This window comes from Pseudoruminococcus sp., from assembly GCF_047012705.1.
In the GTDB taxonomy this organism is placed as follows: Bacteria; Bacillota; Clostridia; order Oscillospirales; family Acutalibacteraceae; genus Pseudoruminococcus.
Genome location: NZ_JBKXNW010000003.1, coordinates 241,147 through 260,213, shown reverse-complemented (window position 1 = coordinate 260,213; position 19,067 = coordinate 241,147). Strand labels below are relative to the sequence as shown.

The following is a 19,067-nucleotide window of genomic DNA, read 5'->3' as shown; positions in this document are numbered from 1 at the left end:
GCGTTCTGTTAAAAGCTTTAAACATATAATAAAAATTCGCTCCAAATTTATGGGTTGGAGCGAATTTATTATACTATATTATATGCGATTATTCAAGAACTTTTGCACAACGCTCGCAAAGTGTGATGTGCTTAGGATTCTTGCCAACTGTGCTGCTGAAGCACCAGCAACGCTCGCACTTCTCACCTGCTGCGTGAGATACTTCAACCTTAAGCTCTGTTGCACTCTCATCGTTTACGATTTCAATTTCAGAAACGATATATGCAGCTGTAAGCTCATTTTCTACGGACTTAAGGAAGTCGTACATCTCGCCTGTGCATTTGAGTGTAATCTTTGCTTCGAGTGAAGAACGGATTTCCTTTGCCTTAACAGCAACCTCGATTGCCTTCTTGACAATATCTCTTGTTTCGTGGATTTTATCCCACTTTGTGATAAATTCTTCATCAGCATTGATACCTGTCTTTTCAGGCATAGAGTTAAATACTACATTCTCTGCATCGTCTTTCTTGCTGTGCTTCATATACTTCCAGATTTCATCAGAAGTGAAAGCAAGAATTGGAGCAATCATTCTTGTCATAGCGTCAAGAATGGTATAAATTGTAGTCTGAGCAGCACGACGAAGTTCACCGTCGCTCTTTTCTGTATAAAGTCTATCCTTGAGAACATCAAAGTAGAAGTTACTCATATCTACAACACAGAAATTATGAACAGCGTGGAATACCTGATGGAACTCAAAGCTTTCATAGCCCTCACGAACCTTATCATTAAGCTCGTCAAGCTTCATCAAAGCCCACTTATCAATAGGAAGGAGCTTATCGAAAGATACTGAATCTGTATCAGGCTCAAAGTCGTTGAGGTTTCCGAGGATATATCTTGCTGTATTTCTAATCTTTCTGTATGCCTCTGAAAGTTGCTTGAGGATTTCCTTAGAAATTCTGATATCAGCATGGTAATCTGAAGACGCAACCCAAAGACGAAGAATGTCTGCACCGTAATCGTTGACAACATCTGAAGGGTCGATACCGTTGCCGAGTGACTTTGACATCTTCTTGCCTTCTCCGTCAACAACCCAACCATGAGTTACAACTGCCTTATATGGTGCTTCACCTGTTGTTGCAACAGATGTAAGGAGTGATGACTGGAACCAACCTCTATACTGGTCTGCACCCTCAAGATAAAGGTCAGCAGGTCTTCTGAGGTTTGGTCTTTGACCGCAAACTGCTGCGTGTGTTACGCCTGAATCGAACCAAACATCCATAATGTCTTTTTCTTTGTCGAAATCTGTGCCACCACACTTAGGGCATTTTGTACCCTCTGGGAGGATTTCGCTTGCAGATTTCTTGAACCAAGCGTCAGAACCCTCTTGTCTGAACAACTCGGAAACAGCCATCATAGCTTCTTTATTGATATAAGGTTCGCCGCATTCTTTGCAGAAGAAAATCGGAATCGGAACACCCCATTTTCTCTGTCTGGAGATACACCAGTCTTTTCTGTCACGAACCATATTTATGATTCTGTCTTCACCCCAACCAGGAATCCACTTAACGCCCTTGATTGCTTCTACTGCTTCGTCCTTGAAATCTTCAACTGAGCAGAACCACTGTTCTGTTGCTCTGAAAAGAACTGGCTTTTTACATCTCCAGCAGTGTGGATATTGGTGAATAATCTTCTTTAATGCAAACAATGCACCGATTTTTTCGAGGTGCTGTGCAATAGGCTTATTTGCCTCCTCTGTTGTAAGTCCTGCAAACTGACCTGCTTCTTCTGTAAGCTTGCCATGAGCATCAACTGGTACAACAATCGGAATTTCAGGATAATTTCTACAAACCTCATAGTCATCAAGACCGTGACCAGGTGCTGTATGAACGCAGCCTGTACCGCTTTCAAGAGTAACATGGTCACCAACGATTACGAGAGATGTTCTGTCGATGAATGGGTGAGCTGTCTTCATATACTCAAGCTCTGAACCCATAATTGTGCCGACAACTTCATAATCTGTGATTCCTGCTGCCTCAAATGCAGATGCATAAAGCTCTTCTGCCATAACGAAATATTCGTCGCCGCTCTTAACCAAAGCATAGTTAAAACGAGGGCCAACACAGATAGCTACATTAGCAGGAAGTGTCCAAGTTGTAGTTGTCCAGATTACGAAATATGTCTTATCAAGGTCTGCTCCGAGAGCCTTGAGCTTGCCCATATCGTCTGTAACCTTGAACTTTACATAGATTGAATGGCATGGGTCTTCCGCATATTCAATTTCAGCCTCTGCAAGTGCTGTTTCACACTCAGGACACCAGTAAACTGGCTTTAAGCCCTTATAGATATAACCCTTGCAAGCCATTTCTGAGAAAATCTCAATCTGCTTTGCTTCAAACTCGTGCTGAAGTGTGATATATGGATTATTCCACTCACCGATACCGCCAAGACGCTTGAACTGGTTGCGCTGGTCATCAATATAACCAAGTGCAAACTCACGGCAGATTTTTCTAAGCTCTATATCATCAATAGTTGTGGAATTGCCCACACCTGCTTTTTTTCTTGCTTTAAGTTCTGTCGGAAGTCCGTGTGTATCCCAACCAGGAACATATGGTGCTTTAAAGCCTGACATATTCTTATAGCGGACGATAATATCCTTGAGAACCTTATTAAGTGCTGTGCCGAGGTGGATATTACCGTTAGCGTATGGAGGTCCATCATGAAGTACGAAAAGAGGCTTGCCCTCGTTCTTCTCCATAAGCTTTTCATAAACGGAAGATTCTTCCCAATGCTTTAACATAAGAGGCTCTGACTTTGGAAGTCCTGCTCTCATCGGAAAGTCCGTTTTTGGTAAATTTAATGTGCTGTTATAATCTTGAGCCATTATCTGTTACGCTCCCTTTTTATAAAATTATCACTTTTTGCTGTGAATATCAAAATCTGAACCAAACTTAAAATCGTTAAATCTAACTTCTTTTTCTTCTGCAAATTCTGAACTCTGCTCAATATGTTCTCTCTTTACTGATGGAGATGAACTACTGATATCGATATTATCCTCTGTATCTTCAATAGCAGATTTTCTTTCTGTTTCTTTTTTATGCTCTACTGAAGCAAAAATTGGTTCAACAGATGTTCTTACAGGCTTTTCTACTACTTCTTTAGTCGGTTCTTTTTTCTCTTCAACCGGAGTTTCGACAAGATTTTTTTCTGCCGGCTTTACTTCCTCATCAGTTTTAATTTCTTCCGCAGGTTTTTCAACTGGCTTATTTTCTGTTTTTTCAGCTGTTTTTTCTTCTGCCTTTGGAGCTATTATTTCTTTTTTAGGGGTCGGATATTCTTTATCAAGTTCCTCATCAGTTCTAATTTTTTCCTGAATGTCCGTAATATTCCTAATAGCATTAAACTGAGCTCTGTATCTTCTTATAAGCAGCGTTTGGAAACTCTTTACATCTTCTGTAATCTTCTTAAGAAGTTCTTTCTGTCTTTCAAGCTCAAGGTTGCCGGCAGCTATTGCACGACGGCTATTTGCTGTTGAATCAGCAATGAGCTTATCAGACTTTTGCTTTGCGTCTGTCATCATAGCATCAGACTTTTCCTGAGCTTCTGTAAGCATAGCCTCAGATTTCTCCTTAGCCTCCTTAACCATAGCGTCTGCCTTAGCCTTAGCATCTCTGAGAATTACATCTGCCTTATGATTTGCTTCTCTGATATTAGAATCTGCAAGTCTTTGTGCACTTAGGAGAACGCTTCCTACGCTTTCTTCTGTGGAGCGATATTCCTCAACCTTTTTTGCAAAAATATCAAGCTTTTTAAGATAATCGTCTCTCTCGCGGAGAATATTATCTACAGTTTCAATAACGCCATCTATAAAATCATCGACATCCTCTGTCTGATAACCATTTCGTGCTTTATGAAAGGTTACATTTTTTATTTCTTCAAGTGTAAGCATATAATCTCCCTTTCCTTATAATGACAGTATCGGACAGACGCAATAATGCCTCTGTCCGAAATTTGAAGCGGATAAGCTTCTATAGTTTTTACATATAAAGTCCGTTGCTCTCGAGTTCATCAAGAACTTCTTCACCTGTGAGGTCAACATTATTCGGAGTAATCATATATGTATTAGAAGCAACTCTGCTGATTTTTCCCTGATTTGCGAATGCTACGCCACTAAGGAAATCGAGAATTCTTCTTGCCATATCCTTATTTGTATTTTCGAGGTTAAGGAGAACTGTGTGCATCTTCATAAGCTCAACAGCAATATCCCTTGTTTCTTCGCCAAAACGTTCAGGCTTGAATAATACCACCTGCAAACGAGCGGTTGCATTGATATTAACAACCTTATTGCCAGACTGAGATGATCTTGGTGCAGTTTGCCTTGACGCTTGTCTTTGTACATGCTGTTGAGGTGGTTCCGGCTCTTCATATGCCGGGCCGTACTCCTCTTCTGTTTCATAAACTCCGCCGTCATCAACTGCGGATTCATTATCATAATAGCTATTATCTTCTGTATATTCCACTTCGTCCTCCGGTGGTTTCCACATATCTTTTAATTTATTCATAATACCTGCCATTTAAATTTCCTCCTTAGATTATGTATAGCTTCTTGCTCCGAAAAGCCCGCTGCCTATTCTTACCATATTAGCACCGCAAAGAATAGCCTCATAGTAATCAGCAGACATTCCCATAGAAAGATAATCCATAGATATATTATCCATTGTTTTGCCCGAAATGTCAACAAATAAATTGTGCATATCTTCAAAATATTTACATAATTCTGTTTTTTCTGCACAAATTGGCGGAATAGCCATAAGTCCTCTTACCTTTATTCCATCAAAATATGATATTTCTTCGAGAAGTTCATAAAGCATATCAGGATTAAGTCCTGTTTTATTTTCCTCTCTGCCGATATTTACTTCTATAAGTACATCTGTCGTAATACCCTGATTTGATGAAACCTTTGCAATTTCCTTTGCAAGCTTAACGCTATCAACAGATTGAATCATACTTACTTTGCCGACAACCTGCTTAACTTTATTCGTTTGCAAATGTCCGATAAGATGAAGCTCACAATCGCCAAGCTTATAATCATCATATTTAGAATTAAGCTCTTGAACCTTATTCTCTCCGATATATTTCAAGCCAAGAGAAATAGCATAATTTATAATATCATAGGAAACTGTCTTTGTAGCGGCAAGAAACTTTATATCTTCCGGCTTTCTTCCTGACTTTTCAGCTGCCTCAGCTATTCTTGCCATAATGTGCTCATAATTTTGTTTGACTTGTAAGAGCCTTTGCTCATACTCAGTTGATAACTTTTCCGTCATATAAATCCACTCCTTCAACAACAACCTTGTCATAAACATTTATCGTAGAACCAGAAAACAACTCATCGTCACCAGGGTCTTGCTTACAGATTACGAAACCGCTATCGGAATAGAGCGGAATAACCTCTTTAAAATTGATTTCATTTCCATATTGAACATAGACGCCTGAAACTTTTTTGCTAACTTTCTTTTCCTTACCATCTTTATCCTGGGTTGTTATTGTAATTGTATCCTGATGAATTGCTGATTTCGGGACGGAAATTCCTGTATAAGAATTCATATTTATTGCAACAGTTCCTGAACGAACAGATAGCAAATTTTCATTCATATCTGTTCCCAGAAAAATCGCAACTCCATCTGACTTGCTATCCTTACGATTTATACTTACAAGAGTAACATTGATATTCTTGAGTGATGCCGACTGCATTGTAAGCGTCATCTGATTATCTTTATATTCATTAAGCTTAATAGCTTGCTCGCTGGTTACAGGACAGGCAACATACCAAAATACATCGGAAACTACCTTTCCAACAGCATTATCATAAGTTTTCTTGCTTGAATTTTTTGCCTTATTTAAATCTTCAGGCATAATAGAATTGATATTCTTTATATTAAGAACATTTTCATAGCCATCAAGCTCACTTGTAAAATAGCCAGCAGCCGGAGCTGTAATATCTGAAATCTTCTTACTTGAGGATTTTTTCATATTGCTAATCTTACCCTCAAGTTCTGAAATTTTCTCGCTAAAATTCTTAATCTTTCCTGTAAGGATTTGTCGCTCATTGATATTATATATTATCTGGTCTATGCTGTCATCAGATTTTGAAAGATTGCCATCATTTTTGTTTATCGCCATATCAATAAGATATGTTGATATATTCTCATCAATAACATCAGGGGTAACTGAAAGATTTTCTGCACTACTTTGCAATTCCTTTAAAACAGACAGCTGCTGTTCAAGGCTTTGAAGTTCGGCTTGCTTTTGTGCGTCCTCTGCCGAATTATAAAGCTCGGCAACTTTTTCTCCTTTAGCGACCTTATCTGTATCATCAGCTTTATAGGAAATTACACCGCCAACATTTTTTGAATTCATAACGGTTTCACTTCTAATAAAATATCCGTCTACATCAAGGGATTCTGTCATAGTAGAGTAAGTTGCAGATTCTGTTCTTATATTCTTAAAGCTCGCATTACTCAAAAGATAAATTACATAAACAAGCAAAAGCACAGAAAGCAGGGCAATAATTATTCTTCTGATTATAGATTTATCCACATACTCACCTCTCTGAATCAATCTACCTTATGATTATACTACATCATCTTCCGATTGTCACGATTTTTGGCGTTTATTATGATATTTGACGGATTTTTGTTATTAATACAGGCATACTTTAGGACAATTTTTCATAATTCCATTCATTGATAAGCTTTTCACTCTCTGAAAGAATATTACAGCAATCGCATTCTAAAAATTTTATATCTTCACATCTTCTGAACCATGTAAGCTGACGCTTTGCATAGCGTCTGGTTTCCATTTTTAGTTTTTCTACCGAAGCTTCAAGAGAACATTCGCCATCTAAATACGGCTTAAATTCCTTTATTCCGATAGCCGCTGAGGCTGTTTTGCTCGGGTTCTGATTAAAGAAAGCTTTTGCCTCATCAAGTATTCCGGCTTCAAGCATTTTATCAACACGAAGATTTATTCTGTCATAAAGCTTTTGCCTATCCTTATAAGTAAGACAGATTGTAAGATGATTATATGGCGAAGGCTTTTCTCTTGAGCGTTTCATCTGTTCGCTCATTGTTATTCCTGTATTTCGATAAATCTCAATCGCACGAATAATTCGTTTGCCATTATTAGGGTGAAGTGTTGACGCAGTTTCCGGGTCAAACTCTGCAAGCTGTTTAAGCAGAACTTCTCCACCCTCTCGCAAATATTGTTCGTTAAGCTCCGCACGAAGTTTTTCGTCAATCTTTTCTTCGGAAAATGTTATATTTCCGACAAGAGATGAATAATAAAGTCCCGTTCCACCAACGAGTATGGGAAGCTTTCCTCTTTCGTATATCTCTGCAATGACCTTATGGGCAAGCTTGACATAGTCCGAAACACTAAAAGCTTCTCCTATCGGTAAAAAATCTACAAGGTGGTGCGGTATTCCACGAGCCTCTTCTTTTGTAACCTTTGCTGTCGCAATATCCATACCCTTATAAATCTGCATTGAATCACAGGAAACTATTTCTCCATTATATCTTTCGGCAAGTTCTACCGAAAGTCCTGTCTTGCCCGACGCTGTCGGACCTACTATGCAAAGAAGCGGTATCTTATTATTCATATCTTATATCATACCCTCATAAATCTTTTTTCGAGTTCGTGTCTCGTCATTGTAAAACAAATCGGTCTGCCATGCGGACAATATTTTACATCAGGATTTTTCATAAGTTCCTCGACAAGAGCCATAAGCTCTCCCTCGCTGCTTTTATCACCGGCCTTTATAGCGGCTCGGCAAGCAACATTCTTATAAAGCCAATCCATCTTCTCTGTCATAATATCCCGCTTATTTTTTGCAAGATAACCTGCCATTTCTACAACAGTGTCGGCTATATCGTCACGCTCAACAATCTGAGGTGCTGCTCTGACTACAACCGTACCCATTCCGTAATCGTCAATTTCAAAGCCCGCATCTTCCATAGCTGAAAGATTATTTAAAAGTGCGTCATATTCGGTTTTATCAAGCATTACAGTTATAGGTTCAAGAAGTATCTGAGCATAATTTTTACCACAATCACGCTTTAACTTTTCATATAAAAGTCTTTCGTGAGCGGCGTGTTTGTCGATAAAAAGAATCGCATTACCTTTTTCAAGGATTATATATGTCGCAAAAGCTTCGCCTAAGAATTTCATAGGAGCATCACGCTCACTGTCAAGTCTTACACCCGCTATACTCAGAAATGAATCAATAAGCTTGTCCTGATTTTTAACAACAGACGGCTCATTATCTTTCTGTGATATAGTAGGTTCGGAGAATTTTTCTTCATCTTCTTTAACAGTTTTAACCTGAGTTTCTTTTTCTTCGTTTTCTCCACCTGTTTCTGCCGTTGCCTTTTCTAATTTTTTACGGACGCTTGCCGTATATGGGTCAACCGTAATGCAATCGGAAACTATCATCGGAGAAAAGTTTGAGGGCTTAGGCATAAATATTTCAGGCTCACTTTTAGATTCTTCAAGATTATCAAGCTCAACATTTTTCTGAACAAATTCCTTCTTTAAATCTTCTTTAAGAACTGAATCTTTTTCAGAAATTTTTTCGGATTTTTCAACAGGTTTTACTTCTTTTGGCTTATAAATGAACTGTAACTGCTCGTTTTCAATTTTTGTGGCCGTTTTTTCTAAGATTTCAGGTTTTAAAGGTTCTTCCTCTTTTATAGGAGAACGATTATCTCCACTTAAAAGTGCAGATTTAACTCCATGATAAACCGCATCGAAAATAGGTCTTTCATTCGTAAATCTTACCTCAAGCTTTGACGGGTGAACATTAACATCAAGAGTAGAGCAATCCATGGTCATATGCAGAACGCAGCCCGGAAATTTTCCGGTCATTATATTGCCCTTATAGGCTTCCTCAAGCGCTGCCATAGCTGTACGGGTTTTTATATATCTTCCGTTTATGAAGAAAAGCTGCATACTTCTATTTGCACGAGATGAAATCGGACGGGTTATATAACCTTGAATTTTTATTCCCTCGTGCTGATAATTCAAAGGGATAAGCGTTGATGTAAAATCCTTGCCAAAAACTGAAAGAATAGCATTCTTTAGGTTATCGTCACCCGGGGTTTTCATTGTTTGTTTTCCGTCACGAATGAATGTAAAGGATATTTCCGGATGCGAAAGTGCTATTCTATCCATAACTCCCGAAACGCTATTAGCCTCGGAAACATCTTTTTTAAGAAATTTCATTCTCGCAGGAACATTATAGAAAATATCACGAGCAATAATTGTTGTTCCTTTCGGACAACCTGCGTCATCAATTTCTATCTCGTCGCCGCCATGAATTTCGTATCTTGTTCCAATATCTTCATTTTCTCTGCATGACAGCATAGTAACCTTTGCAACAGCGGCAATAGACGCTAACGCTTCTCCTCTGAAACCAAGTGTTCCGATTGCGTCAAGGTCTTGTTTTTCGTGAACTTTACTGGTTGCATGACGCAAAAATGCAGTCGGAATATCTTCTCTTGATATTCCGCAACCGTCATCGGTAACTCGCATAAAAGTAATTCCGCCATGCTGTATTTCTACAGTTATATGCTTAGCACCTGAATCTATTGAATTTTCAACAAGTTCTTTTATCACGGACGAAGGCCTTTCTATTACCTCACCTGCGGCAATCAGCTCTGACATATGCTTATCTAAAAGCTTAATTACTCCCATACAATTCACCACCAATTTTAAAGGATAATCTTATACTATTTGATATCTTCAAAGCTCTTATCATTTAACCCCCAGCCAAGAAGTTCTAATGACTTAAATTTTTCGTTATTGTATACTTCGGCTAAACTATCCAAATTTATTTTGAAATCTTTAAGTTTTCCCTTTTTTATTTTTAAAATAACTTTTACGGTCTTATCAGGATTATTTTTTAATAAATCTACTATTTCATCAATAATTTTTTCATCTGCTGAATATAGCGAATAGCAATATTTACTCTCGCCAAATATATTACCGTAAGCCTCTATGCCTATTGAACCTCTATATATCTCATCTTTTTCATAAGAATATTTTCCACCCTGCAATTCTGAAATACGAATTTCTTCACGCTCATATTTAAACGGTAAAATAATTTCTTTATATTCAGCCTTTGAAAATAACAATATTGAACACCTCTTATTTTTTAAAGCTTATATTTTGAGCTTATTTCAATTTTATCGGTATCTCTGCTATACTTGAAGACATCTTTTGTGAAAATCAATTCTCTGCTCGAATTTATATTATCACTGAATATTTTTCTTGCGAACTTTAGCATTCTCTTTACTATTCTTGAATTGTCAGCGGATACGACTAAAACAATATCCTTAGTTGGAGCAGCTATAAGTAAATCACCGCCAAGCGTTTGGCTTACATCACTCCATATGTTTGTTAAAAGGGCTTCAGCCTCGAAATCTCCTCCTGCAAGTATTCCATATACGCCACCATGCTTAACACTGCTTTCAGCAAGTCTGAAATTTATATCTCGGTATAAATTTTCAAAGGCTTTATGCTCTAACTGCTCAGCTGTATAGCCCTTCGGGATATCATCATAGGTAATATATTTAAACACATTACCAACATCCTGAACAAGGAATATTACATATTTATCCCAAACTCTGAACATAGTCATATTATTGGATTTTCCTGTTGAATTATCACCGGAATTATTACTTGTAAACATAACCTCAACAGCTTCTAAGGGATTTTTTGCAAAGTTATATTTCAGTTTGGGATAAATTTTTTCAGGGTCAAAAACATAGTCATCGCTGAAACCGTCATCAAAGTTTCCATTTTCCTGCTTGGAAGGCAGATGCGTCCATTCCAGTTCGCATAAGTCGCCGTTTTGCTTTATGGCGTTCTTAAATCTCTCTAAAAATTCTATACAGTATTTACTGTAATAATATTGTGCGACTATTGTTATTACAATTCTTTCATACTGCGAGCTGCCATAGCTTTCATTTATCTGACCACTTACAATAAAATTCAGATAATCATTTATCTTATCCTTAAGAATATGTGTATGATTCTATCTTATAACACAGTTCCACTGCAAATAATCAAAGATAATAAGCCTTAATTTTTTATTCTCATCTATTACCATCTGGTCAATTACATTTCTATCTGTTACAGACATTATTACTCCTTATAGGTTAATTTTACTTTACCGTTCTCAATATCTCAAGATACTCTTCTATGTTTTCGCCTATTCTTTGTTTATCAGCTAAAAGCTTAGGGTAAATTCCTATGGAGGTCATACTTATCATTTCCTGTAAACCGATAAGTCTGTAACCCATAGCAAAGGCAGATTTATCATCAGGTTCAAACTTATTCTCACAGAAAATAAATTCAAAATCTATTCTTTCACGCCTTAATTTTTCTGAAAGCTCATTATACATATGAGCAGTTACTATATGTTTCTCTATCTCGGCAATTATAATTGCGTTCAGGCTCGTTAGGAGACAGATAAATTTCTAAACCCCAGATGTTATGTAATGAGCTCCAAACATTAAATACTCCCTTACTTGGGAATTTAGTCTGTGTAGTATATTCATAAACCGAATGTATGTCATCATAATAGCCGTGCACAAACAGCCCATATGCCAAATCCTCTAAAATTCGTGCGTCTGCACCGCTGTCAAAGGAACACTTTATATATCAAATTATCCTTGCATCTCAAGCTCTAAGCATTTCCAATCTTCATTAAAAATATAATAAAATTCTGTTTCATTTAACTGAACATCTTTAAAACCTACAGACTTATAACAATAATAGGCGGATTCATTATTTTCAAATACACCTAAAGTAATTTTCTCAGCCTTTAATATATCGAAAGAATACTTTATCGCAAGTATAAGCATTTCTTTTCCATAGCCCATACCGCGCTTTGTATCGTCTACAATTACAAAGCCAAAACGGAGTGTTTTCTTTTCTTCATCTGTAAATCTCATAATAAGATGTCCAACTACACCCGTTTCATCAAATGCTGTCATTTCATAAAAATTATCGGCATAAGCAAAATTGTTGTAGTGTTTGTTCATATCATCGGCTGTAATCGGAAATTTATCATATCTATCCGCACACCATTGACGAAATGAAACTTCATCTTTTATCCACTTAATAATATGCTCTGCATCACAGGCTTTATATGGACGCAATCTTATCATTTAGAATTCCCCACTTATTTTTTCTTTCGGTAATGACAATCGCACATAGTGCCGCCGCCCGCAAGTGTTTGTTCTCTTGTGAAAACTGTATTTGTAAGCTTCGCCATACCGTAATCATATCTGCATAGAGCCGGTGTAGCTTCCGGTATTCCAAGCTGATTCATCATATGCCATTCCGCATCTATCGAAAATAGCGTCAAAGCTTTCTAAGGTATCGCCTTGTATAACCTTGAATCTCCATGTATACGGGTTTGAAGATTTCTGACTTTTTTCCGCTGATTTTATCAAGGAATTCTGATACTTTTTTGAATAGTAATTTGATGATTTCAAAAATATTTTCATTACAATATTTGAATTCATCGCAATCTCATAATATTCGGAAAGCTGGTCAATAGTTGGCTTTTTTTCAAGGCTTATGTATAACCAATCAGGTTTATCAGAAGAACATCATTTTCTCCGTATTCGGGAATATCTTTCAGAATTTCATAGTATTTTATCTTTGCCTTTTTCATAAGTGTTTTGGAATCTTCAACACCGATAATTGAGGTGTTTTTCTGAAATGTTGGGCGAAATACTGTCCACATGGTTTTTTCTAATATCCCGATTTTCAATCTTAAAGCCTCCTTAAATCAATAACACAAAATTATACCGCTAAACAAACTCAGATATTATTTTCTAAAAGCTCAAGGTACATATTGGAATAGCCTGTCTTATGCTCTTTGATAAATTCAATAGCTGACCTTGGGTGCTTATTAAGTCTGCCTGTAAGGAGGTAAGGAACATCATAGCCCCATACTACACCGTCATCTCTGAGCTTCTGAATGTGTCCTTCGATGAAGTCAAGTAGCGGAATAAGATTATACTTAGGATTCTTGAGGAAACCAAGGAGAAGTTCCATATAGCAATTTCCTGCACCTCTGCCCATACCGCTGACTGTTGCGTCAAGGTAGTTTACGCCGAGCGAAAGTGCCTCTATTGTATTTGCGAAAGCAAGCTGTTGATTATTATGTGCGTGCATACCAATTTGCTTGCCATACTTATCGCCAATTTCGAGATACTTCTCAGAAAGTGCTGCTGTCTGTTCAGGGTAAAGTGAACCGTAACTATCAACGATATAGATTCCGTCAACGCAAGAACGACCGAGAATATCCAGTGCTGTATCAAGGTCGGCTGTATTTGCATTTGAAATAGCCATAATATTTACAGTTGTTTCATAGCCCTTATTATGGCAGTATTCAATCATTTCGATTGCTGAAGGGATTGTATTGAGATATGTTGCAATTCTATACATATCAACAACAGAATCCTTTCTGTCTATAATGTCTTTTTTGAAATCAGTTCTGCCAACATCAGCCATAACTGAAATCTTCATATCAGAATCATTCTCACCGACAATATTTCTTATGTCCTCTTCATCGCAGAATTTCCACTTGCCAAACTTATCTACATCGAAAAGTTCTTTAGACGCACGATAGCCAAATTCCATATAGTCGACGCCTGCTTTAATATTTGTCTTATACAAATCTCTTACAAACTCATCAGTGAAGTAGAAATTGTTTACAAGTCCGCCATCTCTGATTGTAGCGTCAAGAACTTTTATATCAGGTCTGAATGATACGATTTCGCCTTTTTTACCCATTTTTATAATCCTCCATTATTTCGGAAAGACTAAGCTTTCCATAATTTTATTATTTCTGCGATTTCTCGCAGTTAATATATCTTTATATAAATCAGAATTTTACTTTTCTTCTTTTACATTTCCAATATATTTCATAAATAGATATAGCGCGATATAAACACCCACAAATATCGGTATTGTGATTATCACCGTTTTTATCACATCGACTGTTCCATTCTCAATATATGAATAAACCAGGCGTGTAGCGATTGTAATAATAAAACATACTGCAATATGTATCGGATATTTTATTTTTGACTTAATTTTTATTATCTCAAATGATAGTCCATATAGAACAGAGGCAAATACCCAAGTAAGAACCGATTGCATAGTATCATTAAGACCCTTATCAAGCAAAAGCATAGGAACATACACCATTGTTCCAAACCCTACCGCAATAAACATATTATGCAATGTCCTTTTTACTTTTTTCATATTGTGTTTTCCTCTCCAAATTCATCTCTCAGTCAAAAGCACCGACTTACTGTAATTTGAATGATTAAAGCTTATATATCATAATTTACTTTTCAGCAAGAGCAATAAGCTTAACAAGAACATTCATAGCTTCTATTGGGGTTAATGTATTTATATCTGTACTTCTCAGCATTTCACGAATTTCGTCTGTTTCAGGAACAAATGAAAGCTGTTCCTCGGCTTCTTCCGGCTCCGTTTGTTTTTTGGGAGCGTCATTTCTGCCGCTTTCAAGTTCCTTTAGAACAAGCTTTGCACGATTTATAACGCTTGTCGGCAAGCCTGCAAGCTTGGCGACCTCTACGCCATAGCTATCGTCAGCAGCACCTCGAACTATTCTTCGCAGGAATGTAATATCATCTCCACGCTTTTTAACGGCAATATTATAGTTCTTAACGCCGTCAAGGTCGTCCTCAAGCACTGTCAATTCGTGATAGTGTGTTGCGAAAAGCGTTTTTGCACCAAGCTTTTTCTTATCTGCAACAAATTCAAGAACCGCTCTCGCAATACTCATTCCGTCAAAGGTTGATGTTCCTCTGCCTATCTCATCGAGAATAAGTAGACTATCCTTTGTGGCATTTTTCAGAATATATGCAACCTCGTTCATCTCTACCATAAATGTAGATTGACCTGTTGTCATATCGTCAGATGCGCCTATTCTTGTAAAAATACTATCGCAGATTGATATTTCTGCAGATTTTGCAGGAACAAAGCTGCCTATCTGAGCCATAAGCACTATCAAGGCTACGCTTCTCATATAAGTAGATTTACCTGCCATATTCGGACCTGTTATAATCGCAACACGATTTTCTGCCGAATCAAGTGTAACATCATTCGGCACAAACGGCATAGTCTTTAAAAGTCTTTCGACAACAGGGTGTCTGCCGTCTTTTATTATAATTTTTCCGTTTTGTGTTATATCAGGCTGGCAATAGTTATTGTCATAGGCTGTCTGTGCAAGTGAAGAAATTGTATCAAGCATAGCAACCGCTCTTGCTGTGTTTTCAATCTGCTCAATATGCTTTGCCGTTTGCTTTCTGATTTCCTCAAAGATAGTATACTCAAGTGCGAACGAACGCTCCTTTGCTCCGAGTATTCTTCTCTCAACTTCTTTAAGTTCCTCTGTTATGTATCTTTCGCAGTTTGTGAGAGTTTGTTTTCGGATATAATCATTCGGAACTGAATCTTTATATAAATTCGTAACCTCTATATAATATCCGAAAACACGATTATAACCAACCTTTAACTTAGGTATACCTGTGCGTTCTCTTTCTCTTGATTCTATTCCTGAAAGAAGCTCCGCACTGTTATTCATATCATAACGAAGTTCATCAAGTTCTTTATTACAGCCTTCCTTGATGATTCCACCCTCACGAACTGAAAACGGAGGACTTTCAACAATGGAATTTTCAATTAAATCCTTCAAATCTTCAAGAAGATTAAGCTCTGAAAGTTGTTCTTTCATAAGCGTACTTTCGGAATTTTTGATAGCCTCTTTTATTTCAGGAAGTTTATTGAAAGCTGACAGCAAAGAAATTAAATCTCTCGCATTAGCAGAACCATAGACAATCTTTGTCATAATTCGTTCAATATCCGGAATACCTCCAAGAGCATCTCTCAAATCAATTCGCATCTGAACATTTTCGAAAAGCTCTGCAACGGCATTTTGTCGGCGTGTGATTTTGCCGATATTTACAAGCGGTTTTTCTATAAAACTCTTTAAAAGTCGCTTACCCATAGAGGTTTCGCACTTATCGAGAACCCATAAAAGCGAACCGTAACGCTTTTTTTCGTGCAAAGTTTCGGTAAGCTCAAGATTACGCTTTGCTGAAAAATCAAGGCTCATATACTCGCTTTCAGCAAAGGGGATAATTTTCGTTATTCGCTCTAAGCCTGTCATTTGAGTTCTTTCTAGATAGCCTAAAAGTGCCGCAGACGCAAGCTTACTTTCTTTGGAATATGAATTTCCGAGCATATTATCAATAGTATCATCAAAATACTTTTTAAGGATTTCATTAGCGTTGTACTCGTCAAAGTCTGTATCGTCAAGAGCTTCTACCGAGCAAACAATTTTTTCCTTTAGAAATGGTACAAGTTCTTTAAAGTTGAGAACTCCTGTACTGATTAATATTTCTTTTGGAGAGAATTTCAGTAATTCGTCTTTGATTGAGCGAATTATATCCTTGCCATTTATAGTTGATGCAACAAATTCACCAGTAGACGTATCGCAGAAAGCAAGTCCGGCTATTCCATTTTCGCAGTATATACAGCCGATGTAGCTATTTTGTGCTTCATCAAGCATAGTAGGCTCTATAACTGTACCCGGAGTTACAACTCGTATAATATCACGCTTAACAAGTCCTTTAGCCTTTGCAGGGTCTTCCGTCTGTTCACAGATTGCGACTTTATAGCCCTTTTGAACTAACTTTGCAATATATGGCTCACAGCTATGGAAAGGCACTCCGCACATAGGTGCTCTTTCTTCCTGCCCGCAGTCTTTGCCTGTAAGGGTTAAGTCAAGTTCTTTTGATGCGGTGATGGCATCATCAAAAAACATTTCATAAAAGTCACCGACACGATAGAATAGTAGAGCGTCCTTATTTCGTTCCTTGACCTCAAAATATTGTTTCATCATAGGCGAAAATTCTGCCATTGCTATCACCTCCTTAAATTTATAAAGTATTTTGCCGTCTGCGGAGAGCGACAAGAGTGTTGCTGTTAAAAAATTTTAAGCGAAATTTTTAAGTGTCTTAGGAAAGTTTATTAGCTACTCGAGAGTTTCTTCGACCGCGTTAACCAACTTCTAATACTTACTACAAACGAGACTTGTCGAGCGATTCCGTGTCTTGTCCTGTGCTGTCACGCACCGCAACCGCCACAAGTTTCGCAACTACCTGAACAGCTGCTTTGTGTATAATCGGCTGTTTCTGGGTCTGCTCCCTGTGCTGACTGATTGATAATTGCAAGAACTCTGTTTACAACAACATCAAATTCTGCCTTAGCTTCATTATAAGCTATCATATTTTCGTTAGACATAATAATTGCATAAGCATGACGCATTTCTGCGTTGAGCTGCTGCATTTTTTCATCGCTTCTATCTGCCTTTGATGCTTCATTATTTATTGCCATACGCTTTAAATTAAATTCGCCAATAGCATTCTGAAGTTCTTCGTCTTCCTCGCTCTGCTGTCTTGTAAGCTCAAGCTTGAGGTAAAGCTCATCTTTCTGAAGCTGTCTGCCGATTTCTCTTGCCATTTCTATTACATCTGCCATTTTGAAAATCTCCTTTATACTAATTTTCCTTTTAATATCCAGTTTCTTGCCTTTGTGACCTCTACATTTTGGAATGTTCCTATGAGGTCTTCACTGCCTTCAAACTCGACTATTATATTTTCTTCTGTTCGAGAAGTAAGCTCGCCATTCGGCTTTGCACTCTCGACAAGTACCCTATATGTTTTTGAAACCATAGATTCACAGCGTTTTGCGGCAATCTCTTCCTGAACCTTTAAAAGCTCGGAGAACCACTTTGACTTTTCTTCATATGGAATCGGGTCGTCCATTTTTGCGGCCGGAGTACCGACTCTTGGAGAGAATATGAATGTAAACAATGAGGTATATTCAACTTCTTTGATAAGGCTCAAGGTCTGCTGAAAATCTTCATAAGTTTCACCAGGGAAACCTACTATAATATCACTTGTAAGAGAAAGATTCGGAATTTTCTCCTTGGCATAGTTTACTATCTCCATATAACGCTTTCTGTCATAGTGGCGGTTCATAAGCTTTAAAATTCTGTCACTTCCTGACTGGAAAGGCAAATGAATATGGTTGCATATCTTATCGTGTGACGCAATAACATCAATCAGTTCATTTGATAAATCCTTCGGGTGTGAAGTCATAAAGCGAAGTCTGAAATCGCCGTCAAGTTCGGCTATATCTGCCAACAATGATGCAAAGGTCTTTTTGCTTTCGAGAGTTTTTCCATAGGAATTTACATTCTGTCCGAGAAGTGTAATATCCTTATAGCCTGCGGCAATCATATCCCGAGCCTCTTGCATAATTACTTCCGGCTCACGACTTCTCTCTCTGCCACGAACATAAGGGACAATACAGTATGTGCAGAAATTATTGCAACCATACATAATCGAAAGCCAACCCTTGAAAGTTCCGTCACGCAGGGTTGGAATATTCTCGTGAATCATTCCATCGTCATTTCCACGAGCAACTATTCTATGATTTTCTGTAATTGTGGAATATAACAGTTTCGGGAAATTATGAATTTCGTGTGTTCCAAAAACAAGCGAAACAAACGAAAAGCTCTTATAAATTCTCTCTGCTATATGTTCCTGCTCCATCATACAGCCACATAATGCTATAATCAATGACGGGTGACGGCGTTTTATATTCTTTAATGCACCGACATTTCCGAAAACTCTATCCTCGGCGTGTTCACGAATAGCACAGGTATTAAAAATTATAATATCTGCTTCGTTTTCATCTTCGGTAAAATCACAACCCATTTCTTTGAGCATTCCCTTTAGCTTTTCGCTATCAGCAACATTCTGCTGACATCCATATGTTCTGACAAGAGCCATCGGTACTTCGCCTCTTGCACGAAATTTAAGAATATCGCTCAAGAGTTCGGAATATTCGTGAATCCCGTTCAAATCGGCTGTGTTAAGATTTTGATTAAGTTGATTATCCAAAATGAA

General features: G+C 37.6%; 19 protein-coding genes and 1 pseudogene. All 20 read right to left on the bottom strand.

The annotated features are described in order from the left end of the window. Positions 1 to 88 precede the first annotated feature (88 nt). The 20 genes and pseudogenes from ileS to miaB all read right to left on the bottom strand — a co-directional run bounded on the left by ileS (position 89) and on the right by miaB (position 19,061). Entirely contained in the window at positions 89 to 2,860 is a 2,772-nt protein-coding gene (gene ileS / locus ACLU24_RS04635) for an isoleucine--tRNA ligase (RefSeq protein WP_412610653.1), read from the bottom strand. Positions 2,861 to 2,890: 30 nt separating this feature from the next. Further along, positions 2,891 to 3,925: a DivIVA domain-containing protein gene (locus ACLU24_RS04630; protein ID WP_412610652.1), complete on the bottom strand. Its 1,035-nt coding sequence runs from the start codon at positions 3,923 to 3,925 to the stop codon at positions 2,891 to 2,893. Between the two features lie 88 nt (positions 3,926 to 4,013). Further along, positions 4,014 to 4,550 carry a cell division protein SepF gene (locus ACLU24_RS04625; RefSeq protein WP_412610650.1) on the bottom strand — a complete coding sequence of 179 codons (537 nt, stop codon included), beginning with the start codon at positions 4,548 to 4,550 and terminating at the stop codon, positions 4,014 to 4,016. An 18-nt stretch (positions 4,551 to 4,568) separates the two neighbouring features. Further along, positions 4,569 to 5,303 (bottom strand): YggS family pyridoxal phosphate-dependent enzyme, encoded by a 735-nt coding sequence (locus ACLU24_RS04620; RefSeq protein ID WP_412610648.1) that lies wholly within the window; start codon positions 5,301 to 5,303, stop codon positions 4,569 to 4,571. Then, positions 5,281 to 6,576: a biotin/lipoyl attachment domain-containing protein gene (locus ACLU24_RS04615; protein ID WP_412610646.1), complete on the bottom strand. Its 1,296-nt coding sequence runs from the start codon at positions 6,574 to 6,576 to the stop codon at positions 5,281 to 5,283. The genes ACLU24_RS04620 and ACLU24_RS04615 overlap by 23 nt, the downstream gene beginning before the upstream one ends. Before the next feature lie 118 nt (positions 6,577 to 6,694). After that, positions 6,695 to 7,636 carry a tRNA (adenosine(37)-N6)-dimethylallyltransferase MiaA gene (miaA, locus tag ACLU24_RS04610; protein WP_412610645.1) on the bottom strand — a complete coding sequence of 314 codons (942 nt, stop codon included), beginning with the start codon at positions 7,634 to 7,636 and terminating at the stop codon, positions 6,695 to 6,697. An 8-nt stretch (positions 7,637 to 7,644) separates the two neighbouring features. Further along, positions 7,645 to 9,729: a DNA mismatch repair endonuclease MutL gene (gene mutL / locus ACLU24_RS04605; RefSeq protein ID WP_412610644.1), complete on the bottom strand. Its 2,085-nt coding sequence runs from the start codon at positions 9,727 to 9,729 to the stop codon at positions 7,645 to 7,647. Between the two features lie 35 nt (positions 9,730 to 9,764). Beyond that, positions 9,765 to 10,169: a hypothetical protein gene (locus ACLU24_RS04600; protein WP_412610643.1), complete on the bottom strand. Its 405-nt coding sequence runs from the start codon at positions 10,167 to 10,169 to the stop codon at positions 9,765 to 9,767. A 20-nt stretch (positions 10,170 to 10,189) separates the two neighbouring features. Then, positions 10,190 to 10,726 (bottom strand): hypothetical protein, encoded by a 537-nt coding sequence (locus ACLU24_RS04595; protein WP_412610642.1) that lies wholly within the window; start codon positions 10,724 to 10,726, stop codon positions 10,190 to 10,192. 168 nt (positions 10,727 to 10,894) lie between these two features. Further along, positions 10,895 to 11,059, bottom strand: a pseudogene (locus ACLU24_RS04590) (DUF6572 domain-containing protein); the annotation flags it as partial. Between the two features lie 142 nt (positions 11,060 to 11,201). Beyond that, positions 11,202 to 11,441: a hypothetical protein gene (locus ACLU24_RS04585; protein ID WP_412610640.1), complete on the bottom strand. Its 240-nt coding sequence runs from the start codon at positions 11,439 to 11,441 to the stop codon at positions 11,202 to 11,204. A gap of 264 nt (positions 11,442 to 11,705) precedes the next feature. Continuing rightward, positions 11,706 to 12,209, bottom strand: coding sequence for a GNAT family N-acetyltransferase (locus tag ACLU24_RS04580; protein ID WP_412610639.1), 504 nt, complete (start codon positions 12,207 to 12,209; stop codon positions 11,706 to 11,708). Between the two features lie 14 nt (positions 12,210 to 12,223). Continuing rightward, positions 12,224 to 12,316, bottom strand: a complete 93-nt coding sequence (locus ACLU24_RS04575; RefSeq protein ID WP_412610638.1) for a hypothetical protein — start codon at positions 12,314 to 12,316, stop codon at positions 12,224 to 12,226. 7 nt (positions 12,317 to 12,323) lie between these two features. Next, positions 12,324 to 12,569: a hypothetical protein gene (locus ACLU24_RS04570; protein ID WP_412610636.1), complete on the bottom strand. Its 246-nt coding sequence runs from the start codon at positions 12,567 to 12,569 to the stop codon at positions 12,324 to 12,326. A 53-nt stretch (positions 12,570 to 12,622) separates the two neighbouring features. Further along, positions 12,623 to 12,820, bottom strand: coding sequence for a hypothetical protein (locus ACLU24_RS04565; protein WP_412610634.1), 198 nt, complete (start codon positions 12,818 to 12,820; stop codon positions 12,623 to 12,625). 50 nt (positions 12,821 to 12,870) lie between these two features. Further along, positions 12,871 to 13,848: an aldolase catalytic domain-containing protein gene (locus ACLU24_RS04560; RefSeq protein ID WP_412610632.1), complete on the bottom strand. Its 978-nt coding sequence runs from the start codon at positions 13,846 to 13,848 to the stop codon at positions 12,871 to 12,873. A gap of 99 nt (positions 13,849 to 13,947) precedes the next feature. After that, on the bottom strand, positions 13,948 to 14,322 hold the full coding sequence (locus tag ACLU24_RS04555; RefSeq protein ID WP_412610630.1) for a hypothetical protein: 375 nt from the start codon (positions 14,320 to 14,322) through the stop codon (positions 13,948 to 13,950). An 85-nt stretch (positions 14,323 to 14,407) separates the two neighbouring features. Continuing rightward, entirely contained in the window at positions 14,408 to 17,011 is a 2,604-nt protein-coding gene (mutS, locus tag ACLU24_RS04550; RefSeq protein WP_412610628.1) for a DNA mismatch repair protein MutS, read from the bottom strand. A 206-nt stretch (positions 17,012 to 17,217) separates the two neighbouring features. After that, positions 17,218 to 17,631 (bottom strand): YlbF/YmcA family competence regulator, encoded by a 414-nt coding sequence (locus ACLU24_RS04545; protein ID WP_412610626.1) that lies wholly within the window; start codon positions 17,629 to 17,631, stop codon positions 17,218 to 17,220. Positions 17,632 to 17,645: 14 nt separating this feature from the next. Next, complete coding sequence (gene miaB / locus ACLU24_RS04540) at positions 17,646 to 19,061, bottom strand: tRNA (N6-isopentenyl adenosine(37)-C2)-methylthiotransferase MiaB (protein WP_412610625.1); 1,416 nt, start codon at positions 19,059 to 19,061, stop codon at positions 17,646 to 17,648. Positions 19,062 to 19,067 lie beyond the last annotated feature (6 nt).

Coding starts and splice junctions, on each gene's coding strand:
- ACLU24_RS04580 (WP_412610639.1), bottom strand. CDS start 12,209: ATGATAAGATTGCGTCCATATAAAGCCTGTGATGCAGAGCATATTATT.
- ACLU24_RS04630 (WP_412610652.1), bottom strand. CDS start 3,925: ATGCTTACACTTGAAGAAATAAAAAATGTAACCTTTCATAAAGCACGA.
- ACLU24_RS04570 (WP_412610636.1), bottom strand. CDS start 12,569: ATGAATTCAAATATTGTAATGAAAATATTTTTGAAATCATCAAATTAC.
- ileS (WP_412610653.1), bottom strand. CDS start 2,860: ATGGCTCAAGATTATAACAGCACATTAAATTTACCAAAAACGGACTTT.
- ACLU24_RS04595 (WP_412610642.1), bottom strand. CDS start 10,726: ATGTTTACAAGTAATAATTCCGGTGATAATTCAACAGGAAAATCCAAT.
- ACLU24_RS04560 (WP_412610632.1), bottom strand. CDS start 13,848: ATGGGTAAAAAAGGCGAAATCGTATCATTCAGACCTGATATAAAAGTT.
- mutL (WP_412610644.1), bottom strand. CDS start 9,729: ATGGGAGTAATTAAGCTTTTAGATAAGCATATGTCAGAGCTGATTGCC.
- ACLU24_RS04625 (WP_412610650.1), bottom strand. CDS start 4,550: ATGGCAGGTATTATGAATAAATTAAAAGATATGTGGAAACCACCGGAG.
- ACLU24_RS04545 (WP_412610626.1), bottom strand. CDS start 17,631: ATGGCAGATGTAATAGAAATGGCAAGAGAAATCGGCAGACAGCTTCAG.
- ACLU24_RS04575 (WP_412610638.1), bottom strand. CDS start 12,316: ATGGCGAAGCTTACAAATACAGTTTTCACAAGAGAACAAACACTTGCG.
- ACLU24_RS04555 (WP_412610630.1), bottom strand. CDS start 14,322: ATGAAAAAAGTAAAAAGGACATTGCATAATATGTTTATTGCGGTAGGG.
- ACLU24_RS04585 (WP_412610640.1), bottom strand. CDS start 11,441: ATGTATAATGAGCTTTCAGAAAAATTAAGGCGTGAAAGAATAGATTTT.
- miaA (WP_412610645.1), bottom strand. CDS start 7,636: ATGAATAATAAGATACCGCTTCTTTGCATAGTAGGTCCGACAGCGTCG.
- ACLU24_RS04620 (WP_412610648.1), bottom strand. CDS start 5,303: ATGACGGAAAAGTTATCAACTGAGTATGAGCAAAGGCTCTTACAAGTC.
- mutS (WP_412610628.1), bottom strand. CDS start 17,011: ATGGCAGAATTTTCGCCTATGATGAAACAATATTTTGAGGTCAAGGAA.